This is a genomic window from Rhizobium ecuadorense, assembly GCF_001187535.1.
GTDB classification, from domain to species: domain Bacteria; phylum Pseudomonadota; class Alphaproteobacteria; order Rhizobiales; family Rhizobiaceae; genus Rhizobium; species Rhizobium ecuadorense.
In genome coordinates this window covers 1-248 of the sequence record NZ_LFIO01001797.1, presented here as the reverse complement: position 1 = coordinate 248, position 248 = coordinate 1, and the positions used below count along the sequence as shown (strand labels likewise).

General features: G+C 56.9%; 1 pseudogene. It reads left to right on the top strand.

The window, feature by feature from the left end:
* Positions 1-248: pseudogene (locus tag AF337_RS38485) on the top strand (dihydropyrimidinase); the annotation flags it as partial.

The following is a 248-nucleotide window of genomic DNA, read 5'->3' as shown; positions in this document are numbered from 1 at the left end:
CAATACGACCATCATGCCGTTCTGCCTTCAGGAAAAGGGCAAATCGCTGCGAGAGGTGCTAACGGCCTATCATGCGCTCGCAGAGGGCCAGTGTTATACCGACGTCAGTTTTCATCTGATCATATCCGACCCGAGCGACGCCGTGCTGGGCCAGGAGTTGCCAGCGCTTGTGACCGACGGCTATCCGTCGCTGAAGGTCTTCATGACCTATGAGAGCCTGCGCCTCGATGACGCGCAGATCCTAAAGA